The sequence below is a fragment of the Streptomyces caelestis genome (assembly GCF_001279005.1).
GTDB classification, from domain to species: domain Bacteria; phylum Actinomycetota; class Actinomycetes; order Streptomycetales; family Streptomycetaceae; genus Streptomyces; species Streptomyces heliomycini.
In genome coordinates, this window is record NZ_LGCN01000276.1 from 112,298 (window position 1) to 136,987 (window position 24,690).

The window sequence follows — 24,690 nt, forward strand, 5'->3', positions numbered from 1 at the left end:
TTACTTCTCCTCGGTGGTGCGGAGTTCGGCGGTGGGCGCGAAGCGCCTCGTCGTCAGGGCGGTGGTGGGCGACGGGTGGGCGAGGGCGGGTTCGTTGCCGCCGAGGAGCAGGTACAGGACGGCCATCCGGATGGAGACGCCGTTGGCGACCTGCTCGATCACGGTGCAGCGGTCGGAGTCCGCGACCTCGGCGGTGATCTCCATGCCGCGGACCATCGGGCCGGGGTGCATCACGATGGCGTGCTCGGGCATCCGCGCCATGCGGTCGCCGTCGAGGCCGTAGCGGCGCGAGTACTCCCGCTCGGTGGGGAAGAACGCGGCGTTCATCCGCTCGCGCTGGACGCGCAGCATCATCACCGCGTCGGACTTGGTCAGCGTCGAGTCGAGGGCGTACGACACCTCGCAGGGCCAGGTGTCGACGCCGACCGGCAGCAGGGTCGGCGGGGCGACGAGGGTGACCTCGGCGCCGAGGGTGTGCAGCAGGTCGACGTTGGACCGGGCGACCCTGCTGTGCAGGACGTCGCCGACGATCGTGATGCGCCGGCCGGAGAGGTCCTGTCCGAGCCCGGCGTCCCGGCCGACCAGCCGGCGCCGCATGGTGAAGGCGTCGAGGAGGGCCTGGGTGGGGTGCTGGTGGGTGCCGTCGCCCGCGTTGATGACGTGGGCGTCGATCCAGCCGGAGGTGGCCAGCCGGTACGGGGCCCCGGAGGCGCCGTGCCGGATGACCACGGCGTCGACGCCCATGGCCTCCAGGGTCTGGGCGGTGTCCTTCAGGGACTCGCCCTTGGAGACGCTGGAGCCCTTGGCGGTGAAGTTGATGACGTCCGCGGAGAGACGCTTCTCCGCGGCCTCGAAGGAGATCCGGGTGCGGGTGGAGTCCTCGAAGAAGAGGTTGACCACGGTCCGGCCGCGCAGGGTCGGGAGTTTCTTGATCGGCCGGTCGGCGACCCGGGCCATCTCCTCGGCGGTGTCGAGGATCAGGACGGCGTCGTCGCGGGTGAGGTCGGCGGCCGAGATGAGATGACGCTGCATCTGTCAGGCTCCGTAAGGCAGTTCAATGTGGCGAAATCGGGCAGACGGGTACGCGCGTGGGCGTGCCGGGCCGGCGCACGCCGTCGGCGTGCGCTCCGCGGTGCTACTGGGAGGTCCGCTTGGCGCCGAGCAGCACGGTGTCGCGACCGTCCTCCTCGGCGAGCAGGACCTTGACCGTCTCCCGCAGCGACGTGGGAAGGTTCTTGCCGACGTAGTCGGCGCGGATGGGCAGTTCGCGGTGGCCGCGGTCGACGAGGACGGCGAGCTGCACCGCGCGGGGGCGCCCGATGTCGTTCAGCGCGTCGAGGGCGGCGCGGATGGTGCGGCCGGAGAAGAGCACGTCGTCGACGAGGACGACCAGCCGGCCGTCGATGCCGTCACCGGGGATCTCGGTGCGGGCCAGCGCACGCGGCGGGTGCATGCGCAGGTCGTCGCGGTACATGGTGATGTCCAGCGAGCCGACCGGGACCTTGCGCTCGGTGATCTGCTCGAGCTTGGCGGCGAGCCGCTGGGCGAGGAAGACGCCTCGGGTCGGGATGCCGAGGAGCACCACGTCGTCGGCGCCCTTGGCGCGTTCGACGATCTCGTGGGCGATGCGGGTCAGCACCCGCGCGATGTCGGGGCCTTCGAGAACGGGCCGCGCATCGGACTGTGTGTTCTGCGTGTCCATGTGAAACGGACCTCCTTCTCCGCCTCACGGGACGGACCTTAAAGGACGTCGGATTGCGTCACTCAGGCTAGCAGGTCGGGATCCGCGCGGAGCGACACCCCCGATCACTCCAATGGCGTAGCCGATCCTCGCTACCACGGAAGAGTCGGTGTGGACCATTCGGCTTGACGCACGAGAGTAACGCTGCGTAACCTCACAGTGAGTTACCAGCCGCGCGGCATGGAAATCAGCCAGAGCCGCGTCGACACAGTGCCGGGGAGCTATATGTCCAGCGAATACGCCAAACAGCTCGGGGCCAAGCTCCGGGCGATCCGCACCCAGCAGGGCCTTTCCCTCCACGGTGTCGAGGAGAAGTCCCAGGGCCGCTGGAAGGCGGTCGTGGTCGGTTCGTACGAGCGCGGCGACCGCGCCGTGACCGTGCAGCGCCTCGCGGAGCTGGCGGACTTCTACGGTGTCCCGGTGCAGGAGCTGCTGCCCGGTACGACCCCGGGCGGCGCCGCCGAGCCGCCGCCGAAGCTGGTCCTGGACCTGGAGCGGCTGGCCACGGTGCCGGCCGAGAAGGCAGGCCCGCTGCAGCGGTACGCGGCGACGATCCAGTCGCAGCGCGGTGACTACAACGGCAAGGTGCTCTCGATCCGCCAGGACGACCTGCGCACCCTCGCCGTCATCTACGACCAGTCGCCCTCGGTCCTCACCGAGCAGCTGATCAACTGGGGCGTCCTGGACGCGGACGCCCGCCGCGCGGTGGCCGCGCACGAGGAGGCGTAACCGCTCCGCGGGTACGCAGAAACGTGCCGCCGGGGTGGCCGGAACCATGAGGGTTCCGGCCACCCCGGCGGTTTTTCTACGGAGTGAGCGGCTTTTCACGCGGTGCGGGGCGACGCCGTCAGGGGCGCGGAGCTGTGTCCGCATGCGGCTCCGCCGCGTGGGCGCGACCGGCCACGGACAGCCCGCGACCGCCTCCCCCGGTCGCGCCCCTACGGCGCACCGGTGCGAGAACGCCGGACCACTTACGCTTCGCGGCGAAGCGACGGCTTCAGCTCCTTGAGCCGACCCAGAAGCCCGTTCACGAAGGAAGGCGACTCGTCCGTCGAGAACTCCTTCGCCAACTGCACCATCTCGTCGAGGACGACCGCGTCCGGGGTCTCGTCGACCCAGATCAGCTCATAGGCGCCGAGACGAAGGATGCTGCGGTCGACGACCGGCATCCGGTCGAGCGTCCAGCCGACCGAGTACTGGGCGAGCAGCTCGTCGATGCGCTTCGCGTGCTCCGCGTAGCCCTCGACGAGCTGCATCGTGTACTCGCTCACCGGCGGCTGCCGGGTGTCGGACCGGGCGTGCCGGACCCAGTCGGCGAGGACGGTCAGGACCTCGGCGCCGCGCTGGTCGCCCTCGAAGATGATCTGGAAGGCGCGTTTGCGGGCCGTGTTGCGGGCAGCCACGGTTAGCTGTTCACCCGGCCGAGGTAGTCGCTGGTACGGGTGTCGACCTTGATCTTCTCACCGGTGGTGATGAAGAGCGGGACCTGGATCTGGTGGCCGGTCTCCAGCGTGGCCGGCTTGGTGCCGCCGGTGGAGCGGTCGCCCTGGACGCCCGGCTCGGTCTCCTGGATCGTCAGCTCGACGGCGGCCGGGAGCTCGACGAAGAGCACCTCGCCCTCGTGCTGGGCGACGGTGGCGGTGAAGCCCTCGACGAGGAAGTTGGCGGCGTCGCCGACGGCCTTGCGGTCGACCATGAGCTGGTCGTAGGTCTCCATGTCCATGAAGACGAAGTAGTCGCCGTCCATGTAGGAGAACTGCATGTCGCGCTTGTCGACGGTGGCCGTTTCGACCTTGACGCCGGCGTTGAAGGTCTTGTCGACGACCTTGCCGGAAAGCACGTTCTTGAGCTTGGTGCGCACGAAGGCCGGGCCCTTGCCGGGCTTGACGTGCTGGAACTCGACGACGGACCAGAGCTGGCCGCCTTCGAGCTTGAGCACCATGCCGTTCTTGAGGTCGTTCGTGGAAGCCACGGTTGCGGAATCTCCTGGACTGGACTGACGTGGACGACGGCCGGGGCGTGCGCCCGCGCCCAGCTCAGGGCTAGAGCGCGAGCAGCTCCTTGGTCGTGATGGTGAGTAGCTCGGGTCCGCCGTCCGCCTCGGGGCGTACGACGAGCGTGTCATCGATCCGGACTCCGCCCCGGCCCGGGAGGTGGACCCCCGGTTCGACGGTGACCGGCACACAAGCGTCCAGTTTACCCATGGCCGAGGGGGTCAATTGAGGGTCCTCGTCGATTTCGAGTCCCACACCGTGACCGGTGAGCTCGGGGAGCGCCTCGGCGTACCCGGCGGAATCCAGGACGTGGCGTGCCGCGCGGTCCACGTCACGGCAGGCGGCGCCGGGTACCAGGGACTCCCGGCCGGCCCGCTGGGCGGAGAAGACGAGCTCGTACAGCTCGATCTGCCAGTCCGCGGGGGCCGTGCCGATGACGAACGTACGGCCGATCTCGCAGCGGTAGCCGCGATAGGTGGCGCCGAGGCAGACGGAGAGGAAGTCGCCCTCCTCGACGCGGCGGTCGGTGGGACGGTGGCCTGGACGGCCGGCGTTCGGGCCGGTGGCCACGGAGGTGGGGAAGGCGGGACCGTCGGCGCCGTGGTCGACCAGGCGGCGCTCGAGTTCCAGGGCGAGGTGGCGTTCGGTGCGGCCGACGAGGATGGACTCCAGGAGTTCGCCGAGGGCCTGGTCGGTGATCTCCGCGCCGATGCGGAGGCAGGAGATCTCCTCCTCGTCCTTGACGATGCGGAGCTGCTCGACCGCGCAGCCGACGCCGGCGAGGCGGAGGCGGGGGGCGACGTCGCGGATCGCGCGGTGGCGGGTCACGGTGAGGTGGTGCTCCTCGACGGCGAGGGAGTCGACGCCCTGGCCGGCCGCGAGGTCGGCGGCCGCGACGGCGGCGTCGCCGCCGCCGCGGGGTACGACGTGCACGCGCAGCGAGTCGTCGGGGCGGCTCTGCGGTGAGCGGTCGTCGGGTGGGCCGGCGCACACCAGCAGGTCCTCGGTTCCGCCCAACAGCAGCACGGCGCCCTCGGGGGCGGCGCCGGCGAGGTAGCGCACGTTCGCGGGCCGGGACACCAGCGCCGCCGCGCTGCCGCCCGCGTTGCAGCATTCCCGTAGCCGCGTCCGGCGGACCGCGTAGACCTCTGACATTCTTCGAGCGTAGGAGCGGTGGCCGGATGTCGCCGGTCGAGCGGGGCCGAGTGGGGGTGCGGGAGGGGGCGCGTTCGGTCACGTCGTGGGGTCGGGGGTGCGGTGGTGCGGCGAGGCCGCAGCAGTCGGGCCCGTCCGGCGCTGTCCAGTACCGCACGCGGGGACCGGGTGGGCGGCGGCCTCCGCCGCACCACCACACCCCACTCCTGTGCATCGGCGCCTGCGGGAGCGTCCTACCCGGCTGCGAGCACGTCGTGCCGCGCCGCCCCAGCCGCGGACAGTCGTGCCTCCCCCGGTGCCTCAAGGGCCTGGGCGGTACCCCAGGGCGGCACGGGTGGGCGCTGGAGGTTACCCCCTCCGGGGGAGGCACCCCCGGCAACGCGGGCGAGTGACAGCCCGGCCGGGCACCACCGACGCCGGGCCGTTGCGACGACGGCGGCTACCGGGGTCCCGCGTTCACCACTGCGGGGGGCTCGCTATCGCGCGGGCCAGGACGTCGTCCAGGATGCGGGCCGTTTCCGGTACGTCCAGCTGGGAGTTGTCGATGATGGGGAGACCCGAGCCGTACCAGCCGGCCATACGGCCGTGGATGCGGGCCACCTCCTCATCGGTGAGACGGCGGTTGCCGGAGCGTTCGGCGTTGCGCTCCAGGACGATGTCCAGGCCCGGGAGGAGGACGACCGGCAACAGGCCGGGGCCCACGTGCCGCTTCCAGCCGCCGAGGCCGACGACGGGCCGGTCGGGGAAGACCGCGTCGTCGAGGATGCACGAGATCCCGTTGGCGAGGAAGTTGCGCGCCGCGAATCCGCAGGTGCGGCGGGCCAGGCGGTACTGCGCCTCCGAGTGGTCGTTCCACCCGGACTGCGGGTCGGCGAACCCGGAGCGGACCCACTCGCGTACGTCGTCGAGGCTGATGTGGGCGGTCGGCACGCGGCGGTGGTCCGCCCAGTACTTGGCCACGCTCGTCTTGCCGGCGCCCGCGGGGCCTATGAGCAGCACCGCGAGGATCGTGCCGGCCGGGTCGGGTGCGGCGGGGGCCTGCGGCGGGCTGGGCATGGCGACCGGGGCGCCGGGCGGCAGCGGTACGTGGCCGGTGGTGTCCGGCGGCGGGGGCATCGAGGCGTGCCGCGGCCCCGCGGGGGGCGGGGTGGGGCCGGGCGGGGGCGCGGGGTGGCCCGGTGCCGGAGGAGGCACGGGCGCTGGGGCGGGGCCCGGGTGCCGACCCGGGTGGTGTGCGGCCGGTGACCAGCCGACGGCCGGTCCGTGCCCCGGCTGATGGGGCGGCGGCAGCGGAGAACCCACTGCGTGCTGCATCCGGTGCCACTCCGTCTCGTACAGGCGATGGGGCGCTGACAGCGGGGGGACCCGCGTGCTACCGAACGGTACCGCCCCCTGCCGTCGTTGTGTGAACGGCCGGGGGCGGTGACGAGTGCCCGGGGTCCTACTCCCCGACCTCGCCGTACGCGGCGAGCAGCACGGCGGGGTCCGGGCCTTCGAACACCGTGGGCTTGGCGAGGCCGTCGAGGACGATGAAGCGCAGCAGGTCGCCGCGGGACTTCTTGTCGACCTTCATGGTCTCCAGCAACTTGGGCCACTGGTCGTAGCGGTAGTGCAGGGGGAGGCCGACCGATTCGAGGATCGTGCGGTGGCGGTCCGCGGTGGCGTCGTCCAGGCGGCCCGCGAGGCGGCCCAGTTCGGCGGCGAAGTGCATGCCGACGGAGACCGCCGCGCCGTGGCGCCACTTGTAGCGCTCGTTCTTCTCGATGGCGTGGGCGAGGGTGTGACCGTAGTTCAGGATCTCGCGGAGACCCGACTCCTTCAGGTCGGAGGAGACGACGTCCGCCTTGACCCGGATGGAGCGCTCGATCAGTTCCGCGGTGTGCGGGCCCGACGGGGTACGGGCGGCCTGGGGGTCGGACTCGATGAGGTCCAGGATCACCGGGTCGGCGATGAAACCGGCCTTGATGACCTCGGCGAGTCCGGAGACGTAGTCGTTGACCGGGAGGGAGTCCAGAGCGGCCAGGTCGCACAGCACGCCCGCGGGCGGGTGGAAGGCGCCCACCAGGTTCTTGCCCTCGGCCGTGTTGATGCCGGTCTTGCCGCCCACGGCCGCGTCCACCATGGCGAGCACCGTGGTCGGGAGGGCGATCCAGCGGACCCCGCGCAGCCAGGTCGCGGCCACGAAGCCGGCCAGGTCCGTCGTGGCGCCGCCGCCCACGCCGACGATGACGTCGGTGCGGGTGAAGCCGGACTGGCCCAGCGCCTTCCAGCAGTAGGCGGCGACCTCTGCGGTCTTGGCCTCCTCCGCGTTGGGCACCTGGATGGCGATCGCCTCGTAGCCCTGGTCGGCCAGGTCGGCGCGGAGGGCGTCGCCGGTCTCGGCGAGCGCCTCGGGGTGCACGACCGCGACCCGCTTGGCCTTCTCCCCGACCAGCCCGCCGAGTTCGCCCAGGAGCCGGCGGCCCACCAGGACCTCGTAGGGGTCGGTGCCCGCCGTGCCGCCGATGCGGATCCGCGTCACTGCCTCGCTGCTCATACGTCCTTCAACTCCAGTGCGTTCAGGGCTGCCTCGGTGACTTCCTCGGGTGTGCGGCCATCGGTCGGCACGACGGCCGTGGCGGCCTCCTCGTACAGGTGCCGACGGGCTTCCATCAGTTCGCGCCACTGCTTGCGCGGGTTGACCGCGAGGAGCGGGCGGGCGGCGCCCAGACCGGTGCGCCTGACCGCTTCCTCGACGTCCATCGACAGGTAGACGACCGGCAGGCCCGCGAGCAGCGCGCGCGTGTCGGCATCGAGGATCGCGCCGCCGCCGAGCGCCAGGACGCCCTCGTGCTCGGTGAGCGCGGTGCGCACCGCGCGCTTCTCGATGGCGCGGAAGGCGGGCTCGCCCTCGTCGACGAAGATGTCGGCGACGGTCCGGCCCTCGGCGGTGACGATGTCGTCGTCGGTGTCGCGGTAGGCGACGCCCAGGCGCTCGGCCAGCAGCCGCCCCACGGTGGACTTGCCCACGCCCATCGGGCCGACCAGCACGATGACCGGTGAGCTCATCGGATGGCCAGGTTCTCGAGGTACGACGTCACGTTGCGGCGGGTCTCGGTGACGCTGTCACCGCCGAACTTCTCCGCGACCGCGTCCGCGAGGACCAGGGCGACCATCGCCTCGGCGACGATGCCGGCGGCCGGCACGGCGCACACGTCGGAGCGCTGGTGGTGGGCGGCGGTTTCCTCGCCGGTGACGACGTCCACGGTCTTCAGCGCCCGCGGCACGGTCGCGATGGGCTTCATCGCCGCGCGTACCCGCAGCAGCTCACCGGTGGTCAGTCCGCCCTCGGTGCCGCCGGAGCGGCCGGAGGCGCGCTTGATGCCCTGGTCGGTGGCGAGGATCTCGTCGTGCGCCTTGGAGCCGGGCACGCGGGCGAGGTCGAAGCCGTCGCCGACCTCGACGCCCTTGATCGCCTGGATGCCCATGAGGGCGGCGGCCAGGCGCGCGTCCAGGCGGCGGTCCCAGTGCACGTGGGAGCCGAGGCCGACCGGGACGCCGTACGCCAGCACCTCGACCACGCCGCCGAGGGTGTCGCCGTCCTTGTGGGCCTGGTCGATCTCGGCGACCATCGCCTTCGAGGCGTCCGCGTCCAGGCAGCGCACCGGGTCCTCGTCCAGCCGCTCCACGTCGGCGGGGGTCGGGTACACGCCGTACGGCGCCTTGGCCGCGGCCAGCTCGACGACGTGGCTGACGATCTCGACGCCGGCCGTCTCCTTCAGGTACGACCGTGCCACCGCGCCCAGTGCCACACGGGCGGCGGTCTCGCGGGCGGAGGCGCGCTCCAGGATCGGCCGGGCCTCGTCGAAGCCGTACTTCTGCATGCCGGCCAGGTCGGCGTGGCCGGGGCGGGGGCGGGTCAGCGGGGCGTTGCGCGCCAGGCCGGCCAGCACCTCGGGGTCGACCGGGTCGGCCGCCATGACCTGCTCCCACTTCGGCCACTCGGTGTTGCCCACCATGACCGCGACCGGGGAGCCGAGGGTCAGACCGTGCCGGACGCCGCCGAGGAAGGTGACCTCGTCGCGCTCGAACTTCATCCGGGCGCCGCGACCGTAGCCCAGCCGCCGCCTCGCGAGGTGGTCCGCCACCATGTCCGTGGTGATCGGCACGCCGGCGGGAAGGCCCTCCAGCGTCGCGACGAGTGCGGGACCGTGCGACTCCCCAGCGGTCAGCCAGCGCAACCTGCTCAACGGTGCTCCTCCATGCTCGCGCCCCGGTACTGCCCTGCGTACACGTCTCCTCGTGTACGGCTGTGGCGTGACGGGGGTGCGCGGCCCCGGTCCGCCACTTCCGATCCTCCCACGTTCGCAGTCTCAACCCGGCCCGCGGTCCACTTGGCGGACGTACACAGACGCGCCTGCGGGGCAGGAAAGATCACAGTGAGCACCGCGGTCTGCAGCCGTGCCGGGCCGGAATCCCGCCACGGCCCCAAGGATCTGGCTCTTGCCCGGCAACGGAGACACGCCCATAGGTCCACACTGAACGCCACGCAATCAACCCGTGACCTGATCACTTCAAGTCAGTCGAGTGCCTCAAAAAGGGCTTCTACGCCGCACGCATGATCAGTAATCTCGACTCAACTTACACAGCCTATCGGACAGTTGATACATTATGCGCAAATTCGTCAAGTCCTTTGCCGTCATTCTTGCAGCGTTCGGACTCGCTTTTACCTTCTCCTCTTCGGCTCAGGCCGCGAGCAACCCGGTCTCCGTTTGCGGGTCTGGCTACTACATTCAGTCCTCCAAGGAAATGGGCTGGGTGTTCACTACCGATGGACCTCAGGCCATCGTCTATCTCCTGTACAACGCGTCCACGGGTTACAACTGCGTAGTGACTGTGGTAACCGGCGAACAGGTCCACAACCCGGTCGGCGCCGGGCTGCGCGTCGAGGGGGGATCCTGGGTCAAGGACACTGGAAACTACAATTACTATGCGGGGCCGGTGCGTCTGCGCGCTACTGGCAAGTGCGTGCAGTATTGGGGCATGACGCGCTGGTGGACCGGTAGCGGAGTTCCTCAGACATCCGAGTACACCAGCAGTCTGGGCTGGTGCGGCTGACCTCCGCCCGGCTGACCTCGACTGGGGCCCCACCGCTGACGGTGGGGCCCCAGTCGTTCACTCTAAGCATGCAAATATCACGACTGAACGCCCAAGGCATCCGATCCAGCTTTGCGCATGGCAACGAGCGGGGCCGGTGAACGCCCCGTCATCTGCTCCACCTGGAGCACCGCCTGGTGCACCAGCAGGTCCAGCCCGCTGACCACGGCGCCCCCGTACGCCGACCAGCGGGCGGCGAGAACCGTCGGCCACGGGTCGTAGAGCACGTCGAAGAGGGCGGCCGGGCGCTCCGGGACGGCCCCGGCGAGGGCGTCCGTGACGCCGGCCGGGGTGGTGCTGACGACCAGCGGGGCGTGCAGCGCCTGCTCGACGTCGTCCCAGGCGGCGATGCGCACCGCGACGTCGAGCCGCTCGGCCCACTGGCGCATCTCCGTCGCACGGGCCTCGCTGCGGACGTATACGGTGACCTCGCCCGAGCAGATCCGGGCCAGTGCGGCCAGCGCGGAGGAGGCGGTGGCGCCCGCGCCGATGATGGCGGCGGACTCCACCTTGTCGATGCCGTGCTCGCGCAGGGCGGCGACCATTCCGGGGATGTCGGTGTTGTCGCCGGTCCGGCGGCCGTCCGGTGTGAGGACGACCGTGTTGACCGCCTCGACCGAGGCCGCGGTCTCGCTGACCGAGTCGAGCAGCGGGATCACCGCCCGCTTCAGCGGCATGGTCAGCGACAGTCCCGCCCACTCGGTGCCGAGCGTGTCGAAGAAACCGGGCAGGGACGTCTCGTCGACCTCGAAGCGGTCGTACGTCCAGTCCCTCAGCCCCAGTTCCGCGTACGCGGCACGGTGCAGCACCGGGGAGAGGGAGTGGGCGATCGGGGAGCCGAGCACGGCCGCCCGGCGACCCGGGGCAGTCAGTTCTTCTTCGAAGCTTCCCACTGCTCAACCAACTTCTCGTGCTCGGTGTAGGTCTTGGTGAACTTGCTGGTCTTGCCGTCCATCGAGATGAAGTAGTACCAGCCGTCACCCGTCGGGTCGAGCGCGCCCTTGACGGCGTCCTCACCGGGGTTGCTGATCGGTCCGGGCGGCAGCCCTTTGTAGAAGTACGTGTTGTACGGGTTGTCGTAGTTCCTGAGCTCCGCGATAGTCAGGTCGATCTTGCTCTGGTTCTTGATGTAGTTGTACGTGGAGTCGAACTCCAGCATGCCGTTGGTCTCAGTATTGCCGGTTTTGAGGCGGTTGTAGATGACCTCCGCCATCTGGCGGAAGTCACTGTGACTGGTGCCCTCGGCCTGGACCAGGCTGGCGACGGTGACCAGTTGCCACGGATTCTCCAGGCCGAGACTCTCGGCCTTCTCCTCCACGCCGAGTTCCTCGTAGGTCTCGGTGGCCTGCGCGACCATGCGTTTGAGGACGTCCTCGGGCTTCTGTCCCTTGGACACGCCGTAGCTGGACGGGAAGAGGAAGCCCTCCAGCGGATCCTTGACGTCCTCGTGGTTCACGGCCCAGTCGGGCAGGCCGAGGGTCTTCCACTCGGTCTCGGCGACCTTGGCCGTGGTGCCCTTCTCCAGCTCAAGGCGGTCATCGATGAGCTCGTAGATGTCGGCATTGCGCTTGCCCTCGGCGATGATCAGGTTGTTGCGGCTCTTCGGGCTGAGCATCAGCTCGACCGCGCTCGCCGCCGACATCTCCTTCTGCAGCGTGTAGACGCCGTCCTGGATGGTCTTGCCCTGCGGGTTGGCCGACTGGGCCGCGACGAAGGCGTCGACGCTCTTGACCACGCCCATCTTCTTGAGCTCCTGGCCGATGGCGTACCCGAGGGAACCCTTGGGGATGACGACGGTCACCTGCTCGCCGTTGCCCGCCCCCGCGAAGTCCGGGGCGCTGCCGAAACGATCCTGGTAGAACTGGTAGCCGAAGTAGCTCACACCGGCGAGGCCGCCGCCGAAGACCACGACCACGACGAGGCAGGCCAGGCCGCTGCGCCGTTTCTTCTCCTTGCCGCCCCGGCCCCGGCGCTCGCTGCGCCCGCTCCGGTCGTCCGGCTCGTCGCCGGCCGCGTCATCGTCGTCGCCACCGCCCGCGAAGAAAGCGTGTTCGCCCTGGTCGGGGCCCGGGTCCCAGTCCGTCTGCGGCTCGGGTTCGGTGCGGCGGCCGGGGGGCTCGGGCGGCGGGTAGGCGTCGGGCGTGCCGTAGTGGTCGGGCTGCTCCCCGCCGTACGTCCCGGCCTGCTGCGCGTACGGGTCCGTCGGGTCGGCGGCGTAGGGGTCCTGCGGGTAGGAGCCCGTGGGCCAGCCGTTCTGGTCGTACTGCGGCTGTTGCTGCTGAGGGGCGTACTGCTGCTGGTCGTACTGGGGCTGTTGCTGCTGGTCGTACTGCGGGGGCTGCTGCTGGTCGTACTGCGGGTGCTGCTGCCCGCCGTATCCGTGCTGCTCCCCGGCGCCCCAGTCGCCGTACTGCTGGTGCGTCTGCGGCTCCTGCGGATAGTGCTGTGGCCGGTCGCCGTAGGGGGACTGCTGACCCTGCTGGGTCTGCTGTCCGCCCCATCCGCCGTCCCCGTACAACGGGTCGTCCGGACGCCACGGTTCGGAGCCCTGGCCCCGGCCATACTCAGTCATCGATCCCCTAGAGCCGCGAGGCGGTGGGCGCGCGGCCACCTGAAGACCACGGCTCCCGTACCGCCTCTCTCTGTGCGGCGGCTGTTCGAACACCGACCGCATCGCGCGGAACGTTACCGTACCGCGATCAGATGACCACTTCGACGCCCTCACCGGGTGGTCTGCCTGACACCCGTTCGGATTCCAGCGCCTGCTGGAGGATGATCACGGCGGCGGCCTGGTCGATGACCGAGCGGCCCTTCTTGGACCTGACGCCGGAGGCGCGCAGCCCCTGGCTCGCCGTGACCGTGGTCATCCGCTCGTCGACCAGGCGCACCGGAACGGGCGCGATGCCACGGGCCAGCTCCTGCGCGAAGCCCCTGACCTTGGCCGCGGCCGGGCCCTCTCCCCCCTTGAGGGAGCGAGGGAGACCGACGACGACCTCGACCGGCTCGTACTCCTCGACGAGCTGCCGCAGCCTGCGGTGGGCGGCGGGGACGTCCCGGCCGGGGACGGTCTCGACCGGGGTGGCGAGGATCCCGTCGGGGTCGCACGAGGCGACCCCGATGCGGGCGTCCCCGACGTCGATCGCGAGGCGGCGGCCGCGGCGCATCGCCGGGCCGTCCGCCTGCTCGTTCACCGGGTCGTTCACTTGGCGGTGTCCGCCACGAGCCGCTCGACGGCGTCGACGGCCTCGCCGATGGCGGCCGGGTTCTGGCCGCCGCCCTGGGCGACGTCCGGCTTGCCGCCACCGCCGCCGCCGAGGGTCTTGGCGGCCGTGCGAACCAGTTCACCGGCCTTGAGGCCGCGCTCGCGGGCGGCGTCGTTGGTGGCGATGACCGTCAGCGGCTTGCCGTTGTTCACGGTGAACAGGGCGACGACTACGGCCCGGCCGCCCTGGATGCGGCCCCGCACGTCGAGGACCAGCTTGCGCAGGTCGTCCGGCGTGGTGCCGTCGGGGACCTGGCCGGTGACGACGGCGATGCCGCGGACGTCCTTGGCTGACTCGGCGAGACCGGCGGCGGCCTGGAGCACCTTCTCGGCGCGGAACTTCTCGATCTCCTTCTCGGCGTCCTTGAGCTTGCCGAGCATGGCGGAGACCTTCTCCGGGAGCTCCTCCGGGCGGCCCTTGATCAGTTCCTGGAGCTGGGCGACGACCGTGTGCTCACGGGCGAGGAAGTTGTAGGCGTCCACGCCGACCAGGGCCTCGATACGGCGCACGCCGGAGCCGATGGACGACTCGCCGAGCAGCTTCACCAGGCCCAGCTGGGCGGTGTTGTGCACGTGGGTGCCGCCGCACAGTTCCTTGGAGAAGTCTCCGATGGTCACGACGCGCACGCGCTCGCCGTACTTCTCGCCGAACTCGGCGATGGCCCCCTGCTTCTTGGCCTCGTCGATGCCCATGACGTCGGCGCGCACGTCGAGGTCGCGGGCGAGCACCTCGTTGATCTTCTGCTCGACGTCGGTCATCACGGCCGTCGGTACGGCGGACGGGGAGCCGAAGTCGAAGCGGAAGCGGCCGGGCTGGTTCTCGGAACCGGCCTGGGCGGCCGTGGGGCCGAGGGCGTCGCGCAGCGCCTGGTGGGTGAGGTGGGTGGCCGAGTGGGCGCGGGCGATGGCGGTACGGCGGCGGCCGTCGATGGAGGCCTGGGCCTTGGCGCCGACGGTGACCTCGCCGACCTGGACGACGCCCTTGTGGACGTACACGCCCGGGACCGGCTTCTGGCAGTCGCGGATCTCGATGACGGCACCGGTGTCGACCTTGATGCGGCCGGTGTCGCCGATCTGGCCGCCGCCCTCGGCGTAGAACGGGGTGCGGTCGAGGACGATCTCGACCTCGTCGCCCTCGGTGGCGGCCGGGGAGGAGGCGCCGTCGACGAGGATGCCGACGATCGTGGACTCGCTCTCGGTGTCGGTGTAGCCGACGAAGTCGGTGGCGCCGGCCTGGTCGGCGATCTCCCGGTAGGCGCCGGCGCCGGCGTGGCCGGTCTTCTTGGCCTGGGCGTCGGCCTTGGCGCGCTCCCGCTGCTCCTTCATCAGGCGGCGGAAGCCGTCCTCGTCCACGGAGAGCCCCTGCTCGGCGGCCATCTCCAGGGTGAGGTCGATCGGGAAGCCCCAGGTGTCGTGGAGCAGGAAGGCCTTGTCGCCGGCGAGGACGGTGCCGCCGGAGGCCTTGGTGTCGCTGACGGCGGTGTCGAGGATGTTGGTGCCGGCCTTCAGCGTCTTGAGGAAGGCGTTCTCCTCGGCGAGGGCGACCTTCTCGATGCGCTCGCGGTCGGTGATCAGCTCGGGGTACTGCTGGCCCATCATGCCGATGACGACGTCGACCAGGTCCTTGACGACCGGACCGGTGGCGCCGAGCAGGCGCATGTTGCGGATGGCGCGGCGCATGATGCGGCGCAGCACGTAGCCGCGGCCCTCGTTGCCGGGGGTGACGCCGTCGCCGATGAGCATCACGGAGGTGCGCATGTGGTCGGTGACCACGCGGAGCGAGACGTCGGAGGCGTGGGCGTCGCCGTAGGCCACGCCGGTCAGCTCGGTGGCCTTGTCGATGACGGCCATGGAGGTGTCGATCTCGTACATGTTCTGCACGCCCTGCAGAATCATGGCGAGCCGCTCGAGGCCGAGGCCCGTGTCGATGTTCTGGCTCGGCAGGTCACCGAGGATCGGGTAGTCCTTGCCCGGACCCTCGCCCCGCTCGTACTGCATGAAGACGAGGTTCCAGATCTCCACGTACCGCTCGTCGTTGACGGCGGGGCCGCCCTCGGCGCCGAACTCGGGGCCGCGGTCGTAGTTGATCTCGGAGCAGGGACCGCAGGGGCCGGGGACGCCCATGTCCCAGAAGTTGTCCTTCTTGCCCAGGCGCTGGATGCGCTCCTTGGGCACGCCGACGACCTCGTGCCAGATCCGCTCGGCCTCGTCGTCGTCCTGGTAGACGGTGATCCACAGGCGCTCGGGGTCGAGGCCGTAACCGCCCTTGTCCTGAGGGCTGGTGAGCAGCTCCCAGGCGAGCTTGACGGCGCCTTCCTTGAAGTAGTCGCCGAAGGAGAAGTTGCCGCACATCTGGAAGAACGTGCCGTGGCGGGTGGTCTTGCCGACCTCTTCGATGTCGGGGGTGCGCACGCACTTCTGCACGCTGGTGGCGCGGTCGAAGGGCGGCTTGACCTCGCCCAGGAAGTAGGGCTTGAAGGGCACCATGCCGGCCGGGACGAGCAGCAGAGTCGGGTCGTCCGCGATGAGCGACGCCGACGGGACGACGGTGTGCCCGCGCTCCTCGAAGAAGCTCAGCCAGCGGCGGCGGATCTCGGCCGACTCCATCAGTGGTCCTCATTCCGGTTGTACGGGTACGTCGGGTACGTCTGGTGCGTCGGCTTCCGCGCCGGGCCCTCGACGTACTTGGGGCTGTTGCGGTTCTCGATGACGGCGTAGCCGCGGGGCGCGGGGAGCTCGCGGTCGACGGGGGCGTTGAGCCCGAGCGCGTCACCCAGTTCGGCCTCGCGCCGGGCCATGTGGTCGCGGACCTCGAGCGCGAAGTCGACCGCGCGGTCCTTGAGCCGACCGCCGGCCTCGATCGCCTTGTTCGCCGCGGTGACGGCGAGGTGCTCGGGCGTCAGCTGCTTGATCTTGCGGTTGACCTTGGTGGTGGCCCACACTCCGGCGGCGACGCCGCTGGTGAACCAGAACGTTCGGCGGAACATCGCTGGGTCAGTCCCTCTTTCCCCGGGTCCGCTTGTCACGCCGCGCGCCCGGGACGGTGCGGCCCACGATCACGTCGCGCCTCGGCCTCTCGGCCGGGGCGTCGTCCTTGCGGCCGCTGACGGCCCGGCGCACGCCGTAGCCGAAGGCGGCGACCTTCACCAGGGGGCCGCCGAAGGTGGAGGCCACGGTGGTCGACAGCGCGGAGGCGTTGGAGGTGACCTCCTGGACGTCGGAGGCGATCGCGTCGACCCGTTCGATCTGGGTCTGCGCGGAACGCACCGCCGCCGAGGCGTCCGCCAGCAGGGGGACGGCCTGGTCGGTCACGTCCGCCACGAGCCTGGTGGTCGCCCGGAGCGTCTGGGCCAGCCTCGCCAGCGCGACGGCGAGGAAGGAGACCAGGATCGCCCAGAACACGGCCACCAGGATTCCGGCCACCTCGCCACCGGACACTGTGTGCACCCGCTCCCTTGAAACGCGCCTGAACATCGAGAAAGTCGTGGGGTCGAGCCTATCGCGCCGGTGGCGGGACTCCGTACCGGATTACCGTCCGCCACCGGTGGAGCCGCGGGAAGCGACGACGAGCCCGCCGCCTCGCCCGCCCGGAGGGGCGGGGAGACGGCGGGCTCGGGATACCGCGTGCCTGCCGGGGTCAGCGGGCGTAGTACTCGACGACGAGCTGCTCGTCGCAGATCACCGGGATCTCCTTGCGGTTCGGCTCACGGTCCAGGCGGAACGCCAGGGACTTGAGGTTCACCTGGAGGTAGCGCGGGGTCTCACCGTCGGGGGCGAAGCCGCCTTCACGGGCGATCGTGAAGAGGGTCTTCTCCTTGCTGCGGTCGCGGACCTGCACGACGTCGTCCGGGCGGACACGGAAGGAGGGCTTGTCGACCTTCTTGCCGTTGACCTGGATGTGACCGTGGACGACCATCTGGCGGGCCTGGTAGATCGTGCGGGCGATGCCCGAACGCAGGACCAGCGCGTCGAGACGGCGCTCGAGCTCGATGATCAGGGCCTCACCGGTCTTGCCCTGCACCTTGGAGGCACGCTCGTAGGCGCGGACGAGCTGACGCTCGGAGAGGTCGTACTGCGCGCGCAGACGCTGCTTCTCCAGCAGACGGACCTTGTAGTCCGAGTTCTGCTTGCGGCCACGGCCGTGCTCGCCCGGCGGGTAGGGGCGGGCCTCGAAGTACTTGACGGCCTTCGGGGTCAGCGCGATGCCGAGGGCACGCGACTTCTTGACCTTGGGGCGGGACTGGTTCGCCACTTCTCTTCCTTTTCCTTTTCGGCTGCCTCAGGGTTACGGGAGGTCGCATCCGCAGCCGGGGAATTCCCCTCAGGCCCGCGAGAGACTTGATGGGCAGCCGCTCCCCTGGACTGGGCACATACGTGCAGCACACGAACGGCCCACCGACCGGTCCCGGGACTTACGGGGGGGGGTGGTGGGCTGCCCGCGACACCTACGACGGTGCGCGACGCTCCTGGATCGAAGGATCCGGCTGGGTGTCCCGCCTGAGGCGCCGACCGGAGCCGGACACGGGACTCAGCACTCCGGAAGAGTCTACAGGGTGGTCAGGACCGCTTCCGACCGAGGTGCTTCCTGGTCCACTCCACCGCGTCCGCGTACCGCGCCTCCGCGCCGTGCCGGGTGGGTTCGTAGTACGTGCGCTCCTTCAGGGCGTCCGGCGCGTACTGCTGCGCGGCGATGCCCTCGGGCAGGTCGTGCGGGTAGGTGTAGCCCTTCCCGTGCCCCAGCTTCGTCGCGCCCTTGTAGTGGCCGTCCCGCAGGTGGGACGGCACCGGCCCGGCCAGTCCCTTGCGCACGTCGTCCAGGGCGGCGCCGATCGCCGTGGTGGCGGCGTTGGACTTGGGCGCGAGGGCGAGGGCGATGGTGGCGTGGCTGAGGGTGAGGGCGGCCTCGGGGAAGCCGATCATGGCGACGGCCTGGGCGGCGGCGACGGCGATCGGCAGCGCGTTCGGGTCGGCGAGGCCGATGTCCTCGCTGGCGGAGATCATCAGGCGGCGGGCGATGAAGCGGGGGTCCTCGCCGGCCTCGATCATGCGGGCCAGGTAGTGCAGGGCGGCGTCCACGTCGGAGCCGCGGATGGACTTGATCAGGGCACTGGCGACGTCGTAGTGCTGGTCGCCGACGCGGTCGTACTTCACCGCGGCCCGGTCGACCGTCTCCTCCAGCGTGGCCAGGGTGATCGCCGCCTCGCCCTTGTCCAGCGCGGCCCCGGCGGCGGCCTCCAGGGCGGTCAGCGCGCGGCGGGCGTCGCCGCCGGCGATGCGCAGCAGGTGGTCCTCGGTGTCCTCGGGGAGCGTGACGGCGCTCCTCAGGCCCCGTTCGTCGGTGAGGGCGCGCTTCAGCAGGTCCCTGATGTCGTCGTCGGTGAGCGGTTCGAGGGTGAGCAGCAGGGACCGGGAGAGCAGCGGGGAGATGACCGAGAAGTAGGGGTTCTCGGTGGTCGCGGCGATCAGGGTGACCCAGCGGTTCTCCACGGCCGGGAGCAGGGAGTCCTGCTGGGCCTTGCTGAAGCGGTGGATCTCGTCGAGGAAGAGGACGGTCTCCTGGCCGTACCCGCCGGAGGCGCGGCGGGCGCCGTCGATGACCGCACGGACCTCCTTGACGCCCGCGGTGATCGCCGACAGCTCGACGAAGCGCTTGTTGGTGGCCTTGGAGACGACGTAGGCCAGGGTCGTCTTGCCGGTGCCGGGCGGGCCCCAGAGGATGACCGAGGAGGGTCCCGCGGGGCCCGAGGCGCTTTCGCCGACCAGTCTGCGCAGGGGGGAGCCCGGCTTCAGCAGGTGCTGCTGGCCCACCACCTCGTCGAGGGTGCGCGGGCGCATCCGGACCGCCAGAGGGCTGCCGGTCGGGTCCTTCTCCTGGCGTTCTTCTGCTGCGGCGGTGAACAGGTCGGGCTCCACGCTGAAACCCTAAAGCACCGCGCCGACAGCCCGGGGCGGGCGGTCAGCTGGTCCAGAACTCCCACCAGCGGGTCAGGATCAGCATGCCGATGATGCCGATGTGCAGGACCGGCATGACCCAGGTGAACTCGCCGAAGAAGCCCTTCAGCCAGCCCGGGGCGGGCAGGAAGCCCTGGCGGACGTTGAACGACGTCACGTACCAGAACATGATGATCGTGGCGACCCAGGCCAGGCAGCACCACAGGCACAGGGCGTTGATCCGGTACAGGGACTGGAACATCAGCCAGGCGCAGAAGACGGTGCCGAAGAGCGTGCCGGCGTTGAAGGTGAGCCAGTACCAGCGCGGGAAGCGGGCCCGGGCGAGCAGGCTCATGCCGACGCAGACGACGATGCCGTAGGTGACGAGGCCGAGCATCGGGTTGGGGAAGCCGAAGACGGAGGCCTGGTCGCTCTCCATGACGCTGCCGCAGGAGACGACGGGGTTGAGGCTGCACCCGGGGACGAACGTCTCGCCCTTGACCTTGGCCTCGAGCAGCTTGAACTTGTCGAGGGTGATCACCCACGCAGCGAGCACGCCGGCGGCTCCGGTGATCACCAGGAGCAGGGCGAAGGCCCGGCCGGCGCCCTCCGTGCGCGGCACGGAGGCGGGAGGCCGCGGTGCGGCCGAGGGCTCGGGCTCCATGTCGACGTCCCTGACTGTCGTCTTGCTCATCACGCCGATTCCGTCACTGGGGAGTGTGGACCTGCTTCGGGCAGGGCCATTGTGCCGTACGGGGCCGCGGGTTCGCCGTTGTGCGGACATAAGTGCGTACCGGCGTTCGCCCGTGAGCGTGCAGTTTCGGCCGATGTCTGTACCCCAGTGGCACAGGCGAGCGATACCGCATGGGGGCAGGCGCCGGAAACCGGTGACAAGGGCTCCCGACGCTCGTCGTACCGGACGCTCCGCCCCCGGTTCCCCGCCGGCGCGGGGGTGGTCCGGGCGCGGTGGACAACGCGAACCGCGGCGGAGCGTGCTCCCCGCCGAGGCGGGGTCTCGGCGGGCCGGACGGCTGGAGCCGTCCGGCCCGCCCCGTTACGCGAGTCGCGACTCCAGCTCGGCCACGATCTCGTTCACACCGACCGCCGACTGCTCGCCGGACTCCATGTCCTTGAGTTGCACCACGCCCTCGGCGAGGTCGCGTTCGCCCAGGACCAGGGCGTAGCGGGCGCCTGAGCGGTTGGCGGCCTTCATCGCGGCCTTGAGGCCCTTGCCGCCGTAGGAGAAGTCCGCGGCCACGCCGTTCTTGCGCAGCTCGGTGACCTTGGCGAACAGCACCCGACGGGCCTCCTCGCCGAGCGGGACGGCGAACACGCTGGCGGTGGGGGGGAGTTCGAGCTCGACGCCCTCCGCCTCCAGGGCCAGCACGGTGCGGTCGACGCCCAGGGCCCAGCCGACGGACGGCAGCGCGGGGCCGCCGATCATCTCGGACAGGCCGTCGTAGCGGCCGCCGCCACCCACCGCGGACTGGGAGCCGAGACCGTCGTGGACGAACTCGAAGGTGGTACGCGTGTAGTAGTCCAGGCCGCGCACCAGCTTGGGGTCGTCCTCGAAGGAAACGCCCGCCGCCGTGATCAGCTCGCGGACCTCCTCGTGGTAGGCCTTGCAGGCGTCGCAGAGGTAGTCGCGCAGCAGCGGCGCACCTGTCAGCTGCTTCTGCACCGCCTCCCGCTTGTCGTCCAGGACGCGCAGCGGGTTGATCTCCGCGCGGCGCAGCGTGTCCTCGTCCAGGTCGAGGCCGCGCAGGAAGTCCTGCAGCGCGGCCCGGTACACCGGGCGGCACTCCTGGTCGCCGAGGCTGTTGAGCAGGATGCGGAAGTCGCGCAGGCCCAGCGAGCGGTACGCCTGGTCGGCGAGGATGATCAGCTCGGCGTCGAGCGCCGGGTCCTCCGCGCCGATCGCCTCGGCTCCGACCTGGGAGAAGTGGCGGTAACGGCCCTTCTGGGGGCGCTCGTAGCGGTAGTAGGAGCCCGAGTACCAGAGCTTGACCGGGAGGTTGCCCGCCTTGTGCAGGTTGGCCTCCAGGGCGGCGCGCAGCACGGAGGCGGTGCCCTCGGGGCGCAGGGCGAGCCGGTCGCCGCCCTTGGTCTCGAAGGCGTACATCTCCTTGGTCACGATGTCGGTGGACTCACCGACACCGCGCGCGAACAGTTCGACGTTCTCGAAGCCGGGCGTCTCGATGTAGCCGTAGCCGGAGCCCCGCAGCGGGGCCGCGATGGCCTCGCGGACGGCGAGGTACTTGGCGCTGTCCGGCGGGATCAGGTCGTACGTGCCCTTGGGGGCCTTGAAGGTGCTCACGGAAGTCTCTCGTCACATTCCTCGTCGGGGAGCCTCGGCGGCGCCGCGTCCTTGGCGGTCCGCCGCCACCTGCCGCAGGTAGGGGTTGGTGGCGCGCTCCTGGCCGATGGTCGTCTGGGGGCCGTGGCCGGACAGCACCACGGTCGAGTCGTCGAGCGGCAGGCACACGCGGGCCAGCGAGTCGAGCATCTCGGCCATGTCACCGCCGGGCAGGTCGGTGCGTCCGATGGAGCCGGCGAACAGCAGGTCGCCCGAGAACATGACCGGCGGGACGTCCGCCGCCTCGGGCAGGCCGAAGGTCACCGACCCCTTGGTATGGCCCGGCGCGTGCGCGACGGAGAACTCCAGACCCGCCAGCGCCAGCCGGGAGCCGTCGGTGAGCTCCTTGACGTCGTCCGGCTCCCCCACCGTCAGCTCGCCCATCAGCGGCATGCCGATGGCGCGGCCGATCCCCTTCTCGGGGTCGCTCATCATGTAGCGGTCCTCGGGGTGGATCCAGGCCGGCACGTCGTGCGCCCCGCACACGGGGACGACCGAGGCGACGTGGTCGATGTGGCCGTGGGTGAGGACGACGGCGACGGGCTTGAGCCGGTGCTTGCGGACCGCCTCCGCGACGCCGTCGGCGGCCTGGTGGCCGGGGTCGATGATCACGCACTCCTCACCGGCGGCGGGGGCGACGAGATAACAGTTCGTCCCCCAGGCCCCGGCGGGGAACCCGGCAATGAGCACGATCGTCCTTCGTTGTGTCGGTACGGGAGGCTTGCGACGGGGCTGCGCCCGTGGTCAGAGCCTACCGGCGCTGCCGATTCCTCAGCGAACCCATATACGGTACGGGGCACACGCAGGCGGTCGGCTCACCGCACGCACGCACGCGTACCGGCCGGCACACGAGACGCATGAGGAGAGAATCCGGTGGTCAGCCAGGAACAGCGGCGGCGTCAGCTCGCCCGGGAGAAGTTCTTGCGGCAGCAGCAGCGGCGCACCGAGGCGCGGCGGAAGTCGCGGGTGCGCAACTCGGTGATCGCGTCCGTGCTCGGTGTGGTCCTCGTGGGCGGCGGCGCGCTGTACACGACCGGGGCGTTCGAGCGGGACGACGACAAGACCAACGCGAACGCGGAGGTGACGCCGAGCGCCGCACCGACCGGCAAGGCTCCGGACCCGTGCGACAAGCCCGCCGAGGGCAAGGTCAAGTCGAAGACCTGGGAGAAGGAGCCGGCGGTCGCCATCGACAAGTCGGCGAAGTACACCCTGAAGCTGGACACGACCTGCGGCGGGATCGACGTGGCGCTGAAGGCGTCGGCGGCCCCGCACACGGTCAACTCGTTCGACTTCCTGGCGAAGAAGGGCTACTTCGACCACAGCAAGTGCCACCGGCTCACCACGAACGGCATCTACGTGCTGCAGTGCGGCGACCCGACGGGCACCGGCACCGGCGGTCCCGGCTACACGATCCCGGACGAGAACCTGAAGGACGAAAGCCTGAAGGACAACATCTACCCGGCGGGCACGGTCGCGATGGCCAACACCGGGCAGAAGGACAGTGGCGGCAGCCAGTTCTTCCTGGTCTACCAGGACAGCCAGCTTCCGCCCAGCTACACCCCGTTCGGCACCGTCTCGGACGCCGGCATGAAGGTGCTGAAGAAGATCGCCGACGCCGGCGAGAGCACCGGAGCGGGTGACGGGGCGCCCAACGCGACGGTCGTGATCGACAAGGCGACCGTCACCACATCCTGACCCCCAACTGCGAAATTTCGGTCGCGCGGGATGCGGACAGGCATCCCGTCGGTCGCCTATGTTGGCCGTGACGAAACTGTGGACGATGCCCGGGGGAGCTTCGAGGCCCCCTCGACGGCATCATGTGGAGGAGGCGCTGTGAGCAGCGACCCGTGGGGCCGCGTCGACGAGACGGGGACCGTGTACGTGCGTACGGCCGACGGCGAGCAGGTCGTCGGCTCCTGGCAGGCCGGCTCCCCCGAGGAGGCGCTGGCCTACTTCGAGCGCAAGTACGAGGGCCTGGTTGTCGAGATCGGCCTCCTCGAGAAGCGAGTGAAGACCACCGACCTGTCGTCCAAGGACGCCCAGACCGCGATCGGGCACCTGCGCGAGCAGGTGGACGCCCACCACGCGGTCGGCGACCTGGACGCCCTCAGGGCCCGGCTGGACAAGCTCGTGGAGCTGGTGGAGGCGCGCCGCGAGGAGCGCAAGGCACAGCGGGCCAAGCAGTCCGACGAGGCGCGTCACGCCAAGGAGGCGCTGGTCGCCGAGGCGGAGGAGCTGGCGCAGTCCGACCAGTGGCGGGCCGCCGGTGAGCGGCTGCGGTCCCTGGTGGACACCTGGAAGGGCCTGCCGCGGCTGGACCGCAAGTCGGACGACGAACTGTGGCACCGGTTCTCGCACGCGCGGTCGGCGTTCTCCAAGCGGCGCAAGCAGCACTTCGCGCAGCTGGACGCGCAGCGCGAGGAGGCCCGTCAGGCCAAGGAGCGGCTGGTCGCGGAGGCCGAGTCGCTGTCGAACTCGACGGACTGGGGGTTGACGGCCGCCCGCTACCGCGAGCTGATGACGGAGTGGAAGGCCGCGGGCCGCGCCCAGCGCGAGCACGAGGACGATCTGTGGAACCGCTTCCGCGGCGCCCAGGACGTCTTCTTCGCCGCCCGCAGCTCGGTCTTCGCCGAGCGGGACGCGGAGCAGACCGAGAACCTCAAGCTCAAGGAGGAGCTGGCCGAGGAGGCCGAGAAGCTCCTGCCGATCACGGATCTGAAGGCCGCGCGGGCCGCGTTCCGCGGGATCAACGAGCGCTGGGAGGCCATCGGCCACGTGCCGCGGGACGCCCGCCCGAAGGTCGAGGGCCGGATGCACACCGTGGAGCGGGCCCTGCAGGAGGCCGAGGAGGCCGAGTGGCGCCGGACGAACCCGGAGGCACGCGCGCGTGCCGCGGGTCTGACCGGTCAGCTCCAGGCCGCCGTGGACAAGCTGAAGGGCCAGATCGAGCAGGCCCGCGCGCAGGGCAACACCGCCAGGGCGGAGAAGCTCGAGCGGGAGCTGGAGGGCCGCCAGGCCCTGCTGGACCAGGCGCTGAAGGGTCTGCAGGAGTTCGGCGGCTGACCTCTCGCACGGCGCACGAAGGAGGGGCTCCCGTACCCGAGGTACGGGAGCC

24 protein-coding genes are annotated in these 24,690 nt (G+C 70.6%); 4 read left to right on the top strand and 20 right to left on the bottom strand.

The window, feature by feature from the left end; translation table 11 throughout:
- Entirely contained in the window at positions 1 to 1,032 is a 1,032-nt protein-coding gene (locus ADK41_RS37685; RefSeq protein WP_051843451.1) for an aspartate carbamoyltransferase catalytic subunit, read from the bottom strand.
- Between the two features lie 103 nt (positions 1,033 to 1,135).
- The gene (gene pyrR / locus ADK41_RS37690) at positions 1,136 to 1,702 is read right to left on the bottom strand and encodes a bifunctional pyr operon transcriptional regulator/uracil phosphoribosyltransferase PyrR (RefSeq protein ID WP_030832810.1); all 567 of its coding nucleotides are present in this window, start codon (positions 1,700 to 1,702) and stop codon (positions 1,136 to 1,138) included.
- Positions 1,703 to 1,966: 264 nt separating this feature from the next.
- On the opposite strand from pyrR, the gene bldD reads away from it, so the two are divergent.
- Positions 1,967 to 2,470, top strand: a complete 504-nt coding sequence (gene bldD, locus ADK41_RS37695; protein ID WP_030832813.1) for a transcriptional regulator BldD — start codon at positions 1,967 to 1,969, stop codon at positions 2,468 to 2,470.
- Positions 2,471 to 2,712: 242 nt separating this feature from the next.
- On the opposite strand, the gene nusB is transcribed toward bldD, so the two are convergent.
- The 7 genes from nusB to aroC all read right to left on the bottom strand — a co-directional run bounded on the left by nusB (position 2,713) and on the right by aroC (position 9,119).
- Positions 2,713 to 3,144 carry a transcription antitermination factor NusB gene (nusB, locus tag ADK41_RS37700; RefSeq protein WP_030832816.1) on the bottom strand — a complete coding sequence of 144 codons (432 nt, stop codon included), beginning with the start codon at positions 3,142 to 3,144 and terminating at the stop codon, positions 2,713 to 2,715.
- A gap of 2 nt (positions 3,145 to 3,146) precedes the next feature.
- Positions 3,147 to 3,713, bottom strand: a complete 567-nt coding sequence (gene efp, locus ADK41_RS37705) for an elongation factor P (RefSeq protein ID WP_006131211.1) — start codon at positions 3,711 to 3,713, stop codon at positions 3,147 to 3,149.
- A 70-nt stretch (positions 3,714 to 3,783) separates the two neighbouring features.
- Complete coding sequence (locus tag ADK41_RS37710; RefSeq protein ID WP_030832820.1) at positions 3,784 to 4,890, bottom strand: aminopeptidase P family protein; 1,107 nt, start codon at positions 4,888 to 4,890, stop codon at positions 3,784 to 3,786.
- Between the two features lie 456 nt (positions 4,891 to 5,346).
- Positions 5,347 to 6,204, bottom strand: a complete 858-nt coding sequence (locus tag ADK41_RS37715) for a Pro-rich N-terminal domain-containing protein (RefSeq protein ID WP_078945760.1) — start codon at positions 6,202 to 6,204, stop codon at positions 5,347 to 5,349.
- A 127-nt stretch (positions 6,205 to 6,331) separates the two neighbouring features.
- Positions 6,332 to 7,426, bottom strand: a complete 1,095-nt coding sequence (gene aroB, locus ADK41_RS37720) for a 3-dehydroquinate synthase (protein WP_030832542.1) — start codon at positions 7,424 to 7,426, stop codon at positions 6,332 to 6,334.
- Positions 7,423 to 7,938: a shikimate kinase gene (locus ADK41_RS37725; protein ID WP_030832540.1), complete on the bottom strand. Its 516-nt coding sequence runs from the start codon at positions 7,936 to 7,938 to the stop codon at positions 7,423 to 7,425. The genes aroB and ADK41_RS37725 overlap by 4 nt, the downstream gene beginning before the upstream one ends.
- On the bottom strand, positions 7,935 to 9,119 hold the full coding sequence (gene aroC, locus ADK41_RS37730) for a chorismate synthase (protein ID WP_030832538.1): 1,185 nt from the start codon (positions 9,117 to 9,119) through the stop codon (positions 7,935 to 7,937). Before aroC ends, ADK41_RS37725 begins: the two co-directional genes overlap by 4 nt.
- A 421-nt stretch (positions 9,120 to 9,540) precedes the next feature.
- Here aroC and ADK41_RS41930 point away from each other — a divergent pair, with 421 nt between their 5' ends.
- On the top strand, positions 9,541 to 9,987 hold the full coding sequence (locus tag ADK41_RS41930) for a hypothetical protein (protein ID WP_158717703.1): 447 nt from the start codon (positions 9,541 to 9,543) through the stop codon (positions 9,985 to 9,987).
- A gap of 77 nt (positions 9,988 to 10,064) precedes the next feature.
- Here the strand turns inward: ADK41_RS41930 and ADK41_RS37735 are convergent, their stop codons facing one another.
- From ADK41_RS37735 to ADK41_RS37785, 11 genes are all read right to left on the bottom strand, one after another.
- On the bottom strand, positions 10,065 to 10,919 hold the full coding sequence (locus ADK41_RS37735) for a shikimate dehydrogenase (protein ID WP_234318976.1): 855 nt from the start codon (positions 10,917 to 10,919) through the stop codon (positions 10,065 to 10,067).
- A complete protein-coding gene (mltG, locus tag ADK41_RS37740) occupies positions 10,895 to 12,598 on the bottom strand; it encodes an endolytic transglycosylase MltG (RefSeq protein WP_051843441.1) in 1,704 nt (567 codons plus the stop codon). The genes ADK41_RS37735 and mltG overlap by 25 nt, the downstream gene beginning before the upstream one ends.
- A gap of 127 nt (positions 12,599 to 12,725) precedes the next feature.
- Positions 12,726 to 13,190: a Holliday junction resolvase RuvX gene (gene ruvX, locus ADK41_RS37745; protein ID WP_051843445.1), complete on the bottom strand. Its 465-nt coding sequence runs from the start codon at positions 13,188 to 13,190 to the stop codon at positions 12,726 to 12,728.
- Between the two features lie 35 nt (positions 13,191 to 13,225).
- A complete protein-coding gene (gene alaS / locus ADK41_RS37750) occupies positions 13,226 to 15,895 on the bottom strand; it encodes an alanine--tRNA ligase (RefSeq protein WP_030832516.1) in 2,670 nt (889 codons plus the stop codon).
- Positions 15,895 to 16,275, bottom strand: coding sequence for a hypothetical protein (locus tag ADK41_RS37755; RefSeq protein ID WP_030832514.1), 381 nt, complete (start codon positions 16,273 to 16,275; stop codon positions 15,895 to 15,897). The genes alaS and ADK41_RS37755 overlap by 1 nt, the downstream gene beginning before the upstream one ends.
- A 7-nt stretch (positions 16,276 to 16,282) precedes the next feature.
- Positions 16,283 to 16,735, bottom strand: coding sequence for a DUF948 domain-containing protein (locus ADK41_RS37760; protein ID WP_106979542.1), 453 nt, complete (start codon positions 16,733 to 16,735; stop codon positions 16,283 to 16,285).
- A 190-nt stretch (positions 16,736 to 16,925) separates the two neighbouring features.
- Positions 16,926 to 17,540 (bottom strand): 30S ribosomal protein S4, encoded by a 615-nt coding sequence (rpsD, locus tag ADK41_RS37765; RefSeq protein WP_030832510.1) that lies wholly within the window; start codon positions 17,538 to 17,540, stop codon positions 16,926 to 16,928.
- 305 nt (positions 17,541 to 17,845) lie between these two features.
- Entirely contained in the window at positions 17,846 to 19,201 is a 1,356-nt protein-coding gene (locus ADK41_RS37770; RefSeq protein WP_030832509.1) for a replication-associated recombination protein A, read from the bottom strand.
- A gap of 43 nt (positions 19,202 to 19,244) precedes the next feature.
- Positions 19,245 to 19,913, bottom strand: a complete 669-nt coding sequence (locus tag ADK41_RS37775) for a vitamin K epoxide reductase family protein (protein WP_030832508.1) — start codon at positions 19,911 to 19,913, stop codon at positions 19,245 to 19,247.
- 360 nt (positions 19,914 to 20,273) lie between these two features.
- Positions 20,274 to 21,536 carry a histidine--tRNA ligase gene (hisS, locus tag ADK41_RS37780; protein WP_030832507.1) on the bottom strand — a complete coding sequence of 421 codons (1,263 nt, stop codon included), beginning with the start codon at positions 21,534 to 21,536 and terminating at the stop codon, positions 20,274 to 20,276.
- A gap of 12 nt (positions 21,537 to 21,548) precedes the next feature.
- On the bottom strand, positions 21,549 to 22,265 hold the full coding sequence (locus ADK41_RS37785) for an MBL fold metallo-hydrolase (RefSeq protein ID WP_030832506.1): 717 nt from the start codon (positions 22,263 to 22,265) through the stop codon (positions 21,549 to 21,551).
- 183 nt (positions 22,266 to 22,448) lie between these two features.
- Between ADK41_RS37785 and ADK41_RS37790 the strand changes: the two genes are divergently transcribed.
- Together ADK41_RS37790 and ADK41_RS37795 are read left to right on the top strand one after the other, a co-directional pair.
- Positions 22,449 to 23,270, top strand: a complete 822-nt coding sequence (locus tag ADK41_RS37790) for a peptidylprolyl isomerase (RefSeq protein ID WP_030832505.1) — start codon at positions 22,449 to 22,451, stop codon at positions 23,268 to 23,270.
- Between the two features lie 138 nt (positions 23,271 to 23,408).
- The gene (locus tag ADK41_RS37795; RefSeq protein ID WP_030832504.1) at positions 23,409 to 24,638 is read left to right on the top strand and encodes a DUF349 domain-containing protein; all 1,230 of its coding nucleotides are present in this window, start codon (positions 23,409 to 23,411) and stop codon (positions 24,636 to 24,638) included.
- Positions 24,639 to 24,690 lie beyond the last annotated feature (52 nt).